This window comes from Oleiphilus sp. HI0079 (genome assembly GCF_001635105.1).
Genome location: NZ_LWFT01000894.1, coordinates 1 through 9462 on the forward strand (window position 1 = coordinate 1; position 9462 = coordinate 9462).

The window sequence follows — 9462 nt, forward strand, 5'->3', positions numbered from 1 at the left end:
AACGCCCACATGTTTCCGTACAAGTCACCGCCGTAGATTCTATCTACTACATAATCGCCATCGATGTCTGCCAAAGTAACGCCTGAGAGCCCATTCTTGTTAACAGAATCCCCCGCCCCAGTGTCAATTTTCAGATAGTCGCTACCAAGCGTCCAAGTTCCATCAAGTCCTTCCTCCACAAACAAAATGAACAGCTTTGCATAGCCAGAATCTGAGGAGTGACCGTTGCCAAAGATGACCGCCCACTTTTCGTTATTCATCATAGCGACCATAGGCGGCGACAATTGGTAACCCATGTCGCCGTCGTTTTGTGAGGTAAATTCCCACATAACCGTGTTCGCCGCTTTGGCAGGATCTTCTGAAAAATCCACAGGGTCGGTGACATCAAGCGCAAACAGCCCTCGACCACCACCTCTCAATCCACCAACGAGCATTGTTCTCCACGCCATGTCATTAGAACCATCAACCGTGGTATAAACATCCTGCGCCACCGGGCTTAAATCAACATAGTATTTGTGCGAATAATTTGGGTCCGTCAAATAATGAAGGCCCTCACCCGCAGAAGACGAATAAACCGCATTAGGTACATAAGCTAATAACTCTTGCCCCCCGTTAGAATCAGAAACCGAGGCATTAAAACCATGCAGCATACCGCCATTGGCGCCAAGATAAATGGCAGGCGTACGGTCCTTTTTAGCGGTTTTAAAAGCACTATAGCGTTGCGAGCCATCATCCGCAGCGCCGCCAAAATAGCCATCATCTGGCCAGATTGACGCTGGCGAACCAACATAAACCGGCGCAGAGTGCACAATATCGGCTAAACGCTTGGGCAAACCGGTGGCCGGGTCCAAGCGATCTCGCAAATCATAACTGGCCTTCGCACCAGACACGTAAGTATCTAACGTCATGTCTGCTTGAATATCACCTCGCAGGAAATTTAACCGTGCTTTACCATCGGCATCGGCATCAAAGTTCGTAGCGTCATCACTGTTATAATCAGGGTCACCCGAAACAAAAGGATACGTCGCATCACGAACACTACCATCTGGGTTTGTCTTCAGATCAAGCTTTTGATGGTCCTGTAAGCTATCCCACTGAAATGGCGCTCCTTCAGGATTACCGTCAGCATCTTTACCCCACGTGAGGATGGTACGTGGTTTATCCTCGAGATCTCGAGAATTCAACAAATACGCCGCTGCAGTCGGATCGCCATTACTATCCTCCCAAATAGGATCGCCGACCGCTCCAGAGGTTGGATCAAGCAACAAGCCGCCAACATCACCAGTCCAGTCGGCCGCATTAAAGATGGAGGTAAAAATCGCTGTGCCTTCGGTAGATTGCAACGAAGAAGCGTTGAATGTGACCCCAGAACCGCTACCTATGGTCGCGATAATGTCAGACAGAGCTGCACCCAGCGCAGTTTTTAGCTGATCAGGTGTTGCCGCGCTATACATACCTCCACGGCCATTCACTGCGGCATGGTACAAATCGTCGATCTGACGCGCATCGCGAGAATTGTTTACATTAGGCCATGTGGGTGGCGTCGTGTGCGCGTCTTCCATGTCATTGTGCGTAACACCAAAAATAGTACCTTTAGCCCCTAATCCCACTGTATAGGTATTCATGTGTAGATTGGTATTACAATCTTCCCAAGCCTCGGCCGTGCCGTCTCCACATGCTCCAGCGACCTTCACGTTGCCCGCTGGCAAATCTGTTCTTAGTTGTTCGCTGTAGCCCTTATAGGCGATATCACCGAGCGTATCATCATAACTATCTTGATAAGGTGCACCCGCGCTTCCGTCTTCATTGCCAATACCATCAACGGATTTCTCGGAGTTATATCCATCGGTAAATAACAAGGTATAGTTTTTCTGACATTCGCTACCTATCGGGCCACTAGCACTTTGGTACTCAGTCAGTGCATGCTTCAACGCACTACGCAGCGGCGTACCACCACCACTCACATATTCTAGATGGTCACTTAAGAAGTCTTTAACTCCTGTAGTTGTGTCCATGTCAAACATGTCGCCAGCTTCAACAGATCGGCGGTTATTAATCCAAAATAAACCAGTTTGAATACCGTTCACGCCTTGCATCGCCGATGCCAAGCCTCCACGCATCGCTTGGTGGCGCTTACGATAATACTTAAACCAATTTGCGAAATTCTGTTTTTCTTCCGCAGTGGTTCGCTCAATACGACCTTCCACATTTTTAAGCTCGCCAGAAACACCATTAGGAGCACCGTCGTCTGGATCATCAACCCAGCCATTTGCAATCTCATATTTCGTTAAACAAGAGCCGTCGTATGCGAGACCATCGATGCTTTGTGTTTTTGCTTCATCAACAGAAAACCGGCCAGGGAATCGAGCAAAGAGTTGATAATGCAAAGGGTTAGGCGATGAACATAAAAATTGTTCTTTGGTCGCGGCTGCAGGAATAAGGGCTTGGGATAAGATTCCCGATGGAGCCATCGCCGCACTGGTGACGACGATTTGATCAAGCAAAGTACCACCCTCGCGGTAGCGCACTTCGAGTGTATAAGACGTATTCCCTGTGAGATTGACTTCCGCCCACTCAGCCCAGCCCCATGTATTATCTGAGCTAATACCCGCAAACATTTTATTTACATCAGTCTCGGTCGCATCCCAATCATTATTGCCATTCGCAGGCGTTATGTCAGCACTCGTCTTTCCATGCAATTTAACCCACAAAGAATCACCGCTGCCATCTGGGCCAAGCGCTCTAAACCAAATCTTATAATCACCAGAGTCAGAAGGCGTTGTAAAGGTATAGGTTGCAGAACTAACGGACGCAGGAGGAGCACTACCTGTACTACTTGCACCGCCCGCTTCTAAAGTGCCAATAAAACGACCTTCGGAGGTCGCTGCGGCATTGGCAAAACTTGCTAGATCGTTTTTTTGCGGTTCAACAGCGCCCAAGATCAAAGCTGTTGTCTCCAGCATATTGCCTTGAAGATTAGATGGAAACGCTGACTCTGCCTCTATCACTAATGTATTTGCAGTAGAAACTTCATCACCATCTGGATGGTACCAATAACTTCCTTCAGTATCTTTTAAGTAGTATGTCGCAGGATAATAAGTATCGTCACGCTGCCCTGTAGAACAGGTATTCCCGTTTTCATCGCATACCATGGCGTCATCTTGAATATCGAAGGCCCATTGGTCGTCCGTATTGCTCGCTGTGTCATGGTCTGCAAACAGTGCCAAAGTACCTACGCTATTTAAATCCGAAATTGGCTCAAACGCGGTGTTATCAACATCGGCATCAAGGAAAGTATCTTTGGTAGGGTCTGATGAGTACTCATCAAAATTCGGCCAAGGATTGTAAGTGACCGAAGGATCATAATACGCAGAATTGAACGAAGGCGATCGAGCAAAGGCGTAAGCAGGAACAGGAGGAATAGCATAGTGGTTATTGTTCTTACGTTCACCGTTATAACTACCACTATAGCCATTAGGGAACAGATAAGTATATTTGTCACCGCTTTCGTATAGAGCACCTGAACTATCTGCGAAGAAGCCATTATCGTTAAGATAAATAGCTCCATCGTTATTCGCAAACAACACTTCAAAGTCCATGCTTCCAGAGTCGTCAATGGCAAACATGAGATTATGCTGAACCGAAGTACCAAGCCAAAGCGGAGAGTCTGAGTAATTCCACGGGGTAGAATGCACGACCGCAGGAGCACTCATGTAGGCGACAAACATACACCATGTCAGTTTTCGTTGGATACTGTTCATTTTCTTACTCCTCCTGAAATAAGTTCAGGGTCTTTTTTGACGGCTACGCTTAGAAGCGAAGCGCGTAAAAACTTTCAATAAATCGTTGTGATCTTGTCGTGCCGCCCGTTGCTCTGGCAACAATACGGAACGCGCGAATCGTTCCCGAGCCGGCTTCATGCGAATACGTTGGTAAGCTCACGCTCGTTGCCGTAGAGGTATCCGTAACACCACCTGATTGCTCTATGAAGTAGCGTGCTGCATTCGTCTGGCCTGCGAGCGCGCTCGCTTCGCATGTATCCTCTCCCGCCGCAGATGCCCAGATTGTCGCATCAAAAGGATCGGGGCCATCCCCCTCCTGATACAAACAACTGCTATTATCAAAACCGCCGGTTGAGGTAATATTATTAAGAAATGTTTCTGCGTCTCGAATAGCCGTTTCAGCACCTTGCAGGGCAACATTTCCGTCTTGGATCGCTGCAGCCATCTTTCCTTGCATAATGGTGTCGTTCATTGATGCAACACCAAGAACCGTCAATATCAACAAAAAGATTAACGAGACGAAAAGCGCAGCACCCTGCTGTTTGTTTCTATTCACGATACTCTCCTAATTCACTCGATTACGAATCGCAACGGTCGTTTGATAAGCTTTACGGAAACGCACATCGGCAGCAGTAACATCATTACCAGCACAATCTTTGTATGTTTGCGCGTCAGAAACAGCTCTATCTTGAGAGCGAATTTCCAAACATGAACGAACAGCCAAAACCGAATTCCAGTCCGTTACAAGATCCGCAGTCACGTATCGGTTAACAGCTTGGTTTCCGTTAGTATCCTCGCCGAAGAGCAGCTGCATATCTTCTACCCCCTCAGCAACTTCAAATGATCCAAAGTCGGTATTTATAGCGTTGTAACGAAGGCTCTTCATGTACAGCGCTGGTTCTCCGCTAGCACCATTACCAATATAGAAAAAAGTAAAATCAGGCTTGTAAATATATGAGTCATCAACATACGTACCGCTTAAAAATGGTGGGTTGATATTGACGTTACCACCATGCGCGATGTTATTTACATCGTTGTCAGGATCGGTGTTTGGACTATTAGATATCCCGAACGCTTCTGCCGAATCACAGTTTGCAACAATAACGATATCGTTTTGAGACAAACCACACCTTGCGGCATTTTCAACAAATAGCTGCGCAGACCCAGTTCCACCCCCTACAACCTTGCCGCCCGAACACGGGCGCACACCCTGCATGGAAAGCGCATCTGTTCCACTAATCATTTGCGCTTCTGCCGTTCCGATAACAATACCTGCATCACCTAATGGGGTACCGGTTGTATCCGTGACATTCTCATAACCAATAAGGCCACTGTTGCCATCAAAAGAGTTAAGAGCGGCTTCAAACTCGCCATCGTTGTATGCACTCGCTTTGACAATGCTTGAAAAATTACCGATCCCTCCTGCGCAGCCCATATAGCCAGCCTTTCGAACGCTACGAGCAAGGAACTCCATGCTAATTCGGCCACTTTCCTGAACCCGAGCCATACCATCCTGCATGCTAAATGCCTGACGGTTCGAATTAAAAATTTGAAACAGGCCTACCAACAATACAGAGCTCAAAGCCAAAGCTACCATCAACTCTACCAGTGAGAAGCCTGTTGGAGTTTTAGTAATAGTAAAACGTTTCATAAAAACACCTTAAGGCTGAAAAACAAAATTCACAGACGTTTCATCTGTACCGATTCTGTCACCATCCGCGTTTTCTTGCTCTACACGGTCGGACCAAAAGACAGAGATTGTATAAATGCCAGCAGCTTGAGAAATCTCACCTCTGCCCGCAGGCAATGCATCAGAGATATTGTCCTGCCATTCCCATTTGTCATGCGCGGCCATATCAGCCGACGAGCAGCCGCCAACGGCCAAACAAGTAGCCGTTTTGTCAGAACCGCCGGTATGGACATTGTACGCACCTGTAGACAGGGCTGTTCGATTTGCACGCATACGATCAGCCATGTCATTCGCATAATAAATCGCAATACTGCGAAAACTTGAGTTGGTGGTGTCACTAACCGCACGCACCTGCAAACTCGCCATACCCAATAGACCAACAGACAACACTAACATTGCAACCAAAACCTCAATAATAGTGATGCCGTTTTGCTTTTTCTTTATCACTAGATCCGTTCTCATAGCTAACATCTCACGACTTACGATTATTAAGGGCAATCAATTTGGGTAATATTCACCCTGCCAGAAAGCGTCACATCAATCTGACGGTCACGAAGCGCCGCAACGCTAGAGCATAAAGAAAAGGTAACGACATCCGATGAAAACCCCATAGCATTGAAGTTGATTGTATCCTCTCCTCCATCTTCATTGAGGCTAAGGCCGCCTGATATCGCTTCATAAACACGAAGCTCCTCACCTGCGTCATAAGCACCATCACCATCACCATCAACAAATATTTGATAGCCCGAGCTCCAATCGGATGTTCCAGATGCGGAGCCAATATGAACGTTGCCGCCACGTTGCGCCGCTTCTGTTCGAGCCATGTTAAAAGCGCCCACCAAATTATTGGCCGTTGAACTGATTTGATTTCGCGCAATTGAATTAGAGAAACTAGGTACCGCGATCGCAGCAACAATACCCACGATTAAAACGGTTATTACTAACTCCAGAATGGTGAAGCCAGATTGCTTTTCTCTTGCTTGATTCATAATGCAGCCTGATAGGTTTTTCATACATACACTCTAATTCGTTGGCTGAAAATCACTGAATGCTCTGCGACTAACGGTCTTATCCTTGGATAAGTGGTTAGTCAGCAAGCAAATTGCGACAAAACGCACATAAATTTCGAGCCCTTACTTGAGCTTAGACAATGTTTTTAAATTTGTAAGAAAAGATCTTGAAAAACAGGGAGATAGGCTAGAAATAGAAATTGAGGCAAGGATGAACCAGCAAAGTGATCGCGAGTGAGACCGTCCGACCTCACTCTCGCACTTTACACTTAAAGGGAATTAAATATTCTGAGCAGGAATACGTAACTCTTTGGGCATTGAGAAGACGATATTCTCCTCGCGACCAGATACTTCTTCGCTAGAAGACGCACCAAGCTCTTTCAAGCGCGTGATCACCGCTTGCACTAGCACCTCAGGAGCCGAGGCACCGGCGGTAACCGCAACCGTATCAACACCATCTAACCAAGCGGCTTCAATTTGTGACTGATCATCAATTAAATAGGCTTTGGTGCCCATGCGTTCAGACAACTCGCGTAAACGGTTCGAGTTAGAGCTGTTAGGGGAACCAACCACAAGCATCAACTCTGCGGCTTGCGCCATACCTTTAACCGCGTCTTGACGATTTTGCGTTGCATAGCAAATGTCATCCTTGCGCGGGCCCTGAATCTCTGGGAACTTCTCGCGCAAAGCATCAATCACCTTCGACGTATCGTCTACTGAAAGTGTGGTTTGGGTAACATAAGCAAGCTGCGCAGGGTTGTTGACCGATAGGGTGGCAACATCAGCAACATCTTCGACTAAATAAATTGTGCCACCATTAGTGTCGTCGTACTGCCCCATAGTACCTTCTACTTCTGGGTGGCCTTCGTGACCAATTAGTACACACTCCATACCGTCTTTTGAGAACTTACTCACTTCTAGATGCACTTTCGTCACAAGAGGACAAGTAGCATCAAAGACTTTCAAACCGCGGCCTTTCGCCTCGTTTTGAACCGCCTTCGAAACACCATGCGCGCTAAAGATAACTAGCGCATCATCTGGAACCTCATCTAATTCATCAACGAACACCGCACCACGATTTTTCAGGTCGTCTACCACAAAACGGTTATGGACAACTTCGTGACGCACAAACACCGGAGCGCCAAATACTTCCAGAGCACGGTTTACAATTTCTATAGCGCGGTCAACACCGGCACAAAAGCCACGCGGGTTAGCAAGTTGAATTTTCATAACTAGTGCTGCGTTGCCCCATCATTGATTGCGTCTATCGCAACGACCTTCACCTTGAAGGTAAGTGTTTCACCGGCCAAGGGATGGTTAAAATCAATCACGACTTCTTCATCATCGAACTGCTTGACGACACCCGGCAGTTCAGATTGACTCGCATCCGCAAAGGAGATGACCAAACCTTTCTCTAGTTGCATGTCACTCGCAAAATCAGAACGTTTGAACGTTTGTACGTTGTTTGGATTAGGCATGCCAAAGGCTTTTTCTGGAGTCACTAACCAAGCACCTTCCTCACCCGCTGAAAGTCCATCAAGACAAGCTAAAAAGCCATCAGGCAACTGGCCATCCCCGTACTCAAAAGACGCGGGAGCGCCCTCAAAGTTAGAATCAACAACAGAGCCGTCTTGCAGACTCAATGAAAAATGCAACGTAACACGCGTATCTTCAGCAACTTTTAAACTCAAAGCGACATCCTACCGTAATCAGCCCACAGGGCTTAATAAAAACACTCTACTCAACCTTGTTAGATCGCACGCGATTCGGCGCGATCTTTGTCCCGTTTTGGCGTTACGTCATCTGAGTCCGTATTTCGAAATATATCCAGAACCAGCATGGCCGCACCAACGGATATTGCGCTATCTGCGAGATTAAAGGCGGGAAAGTGATAATCACCCCAGTAAAAATGCAAAAAGTCGACAACATATCCAAGGACGACTCGGTCGTACAAATTACCAAGCGCACCGCCCAGAACAAGGCAAAGCGCAACAGCCAACCAACGATCATTTTTAAGTGTATAGACCCATCGTACTAGCGCGATGCTGACACCGGCGGCTAAAACAATGAAAAACCAGCGCTGCCAACCTGACTCTGAAGCCAGAAAGCTGAACGCTGCTCCCGTATTATGGAGTAGCGTTAAGTTAAAATGCGGCATAATTGGAACAGGGATCGCGTAATCAAGCTGTGAGCTGGCAAGGTACTTTGTGTACAAGTCCAACACAATCACAACAAGCGACAACCATAAATACTTAAGCATGCGTATTCTCTATTTGTGGGTACTCGCGCTTAAGAAGAAGCTATGCGAAGCTTCTTCTCTCGCCTTCTCCATCAATGTTATCGACACAACGCTGACACAAGTCTTTGTGGGCATCAATCGTGCCGACTTCAGGGCGATGATGCCAGCAGCGATCGCACTTTGCATCGTCAGACGGGCTAACCTTCACCAGCAAGCCGTCCATATCGCTCGGTTTCGCTTCAGTGTGAGCATCATCACTCAAGCCCTTGATACTTGCACTCGACGTAATTAAAACAAAACGCAATTCTTCGCCAAGCGAGGACAAGGTTTCGGCAAGCGAACCTTCACAGAACAGCTCGACTTGTGTCGTCAAACCGCCCTTCACATTGCCAGCGTTCCGCTCCTCTTCAATCCGCTTATTGACCGCCTCTTTTACTGTCATCACGGCTTGCCAGAATTCACGACCCTGAGTCTCATCATCACTGAGTACGGCAAGATCGTCATACCATGTTGCCAAGAAAACGCTATCTTCTCGCTCTCCTTTCGCCGGCTGAGGCATGAACGCCCAGATCTCGTCTGCGGTAAAGCTAAGTATTGGCGCCATCCAACGCGTCATCGCTTCTAGAATGTGGTACATCGCTGTCTGACAAGAACGGCGAGCTAGGCTCTCGGCTTGCGTTGTGTACTGACGATCCTTGATGATATCGAGATAAAAACCACCGAGTTCACCAACACAGAACT

9 protein-coding genes are annotated in these 9462 nt (G+C 47.3%); all 9 read right to left on the bottom strand.

All coding sequences use genetic code 11. From position 1 onward, the window contains the following. Window positions 1-3761, bottom strand: a 3761-nt coding sequence (locus tag A3750_RS16450; RefSeq protein WP_255374886.1) for a pilus assembly protein, incomplete at its 3' end; no start/stop codon positions are given. A gap of 49 nt (window positions 3762-3810) precedes the next feature. Continuing rightward, window positions 3811-4338 carry a PilX N-terminal domain-containing pilus assembly protein gene (locus tag A3750_RS16455; protein ID WP_068452604.1) on the bottom strand — a complete coding sequence of 176 codons (528 nt, stop codon included), beginning with the start codon at window positions 4336-4338 and terminating at the stop codon, window positions 3811-3813. Window positions 4339-4347: 9 nt separating this feature from the next. After that, window positions 4348-5433: a PilW family protein gene (locus A3750_RS16460; RefSeq protein ID WP_068452607.1), complete on the bottom strand. Its 1086-nt coding sequence runs from the start codon at window positions 5431-5433 to the stop codon at window positions 4348-4350. 9 nt (window positions 5434-5442) lie between these two features. After that, window positions 5443-5934, bottom strand: a complete 492-nt coding sequence (gene pilV, locus A3750_RS16465) for a type IV pilus modification protein PilV (RefSeq protein ID WP_068452610.1) — start codon at window positions 5932-5934, stop codon at window positions 5443-5445. A 26-nt stretch (window positions 5935-5960) separates the two neighbouring features. Next, window positions 5961-6485 (bottom strand): GspH/FimT family pseudopilin, encoded by a 525-nt coding sequence (locus tag A3750_RS16470; protein WP_068452613.1) that lies wholly within the window; start codon window positions 6483-6485, stop codon window positions 5961-5963. Between the two features lie 276 nt (window positions 6486-6761). Continuing rightward, on the bottom strand, window positions 6762-7712 hold the full coding sequence (ispH, locus tag A3750_RS16475) for a 4-hydroxy-3-methylbut-2-enyl diphosphate reductase (protein WP_068452080.1): 951 nt from the start codon (window positions 7710-7712) through the stop codon (window positions 6762-6764). A 2-nt stretch (window positions 7713-7714) separates the two neighbouring features. Beyond that, window positions 7715-8173, bottom strand: a complete 459-nt coding sequence (locus A3750_RS16480; protein WP_068452082.1) for a peptidylprolyl isomerase — start codon at window positions 8171-8173, stop codon at window positions 7715-7717. Between the two features lie 59 nt (window positions 8174-8232). Continuing rightward, window positions 8233-8742 (bottom strand): signal peptidase II, encoded by a 510-nt coding sequence (gene lspA / locus A3750_RS16485; RefSeq protein ID WP_068452085.1) that lies wholly within the window; start codon window positions 8740-8742, stop codon window positions 8233-8235. Window positions 8743-8782: 40 nt separating this feature from the next. Then, the coding region (locus tag A3750_RS16490; protein WP_156498660.1) for a class I tRNA ligase family protein at window positions 8783-9462 on the bottom strand (680 nt) is incomplete at its 5' end.

Bases quoted from the DNA above. Each gene is read 5' to 3' on its own strand.
- A3750_RS16460 (WP_068452607.1), bottom strand. From the start codon at position 5,433: ATGAAACGTTTTACTATTACTAAAACTCCAACAGGCTTCTCACTGGTA.
- pilV (WP_068452610.1), bottom strand. From the start codon at position 5,934: ATGAGAACGGATCTAGTGATAAAGAAAAAGCAAAACGGCATCACTATT.
- A3750_RS16470 (WP_068452613.1), bottom strand. From the start codon at position 6,485: ATGAAAAACCTATCAGGCTGCATTATGAATCAAGCAAGAGAAAAGCAA.
- ispH (WP_068452080.1), bottom strand. From the start codon at position 7,712: ATGAAAATTCAACTTGCTAACCCGCGTGGCTTTTGTGCCGGTGTTGAC.
- lspA (WP_068452085.1), bottom strand. From the start codon at position 8,742: ATGCTTAAGTATTTATGGTTGTCGCTTGTTGTGATTGTGTTGGACTTG.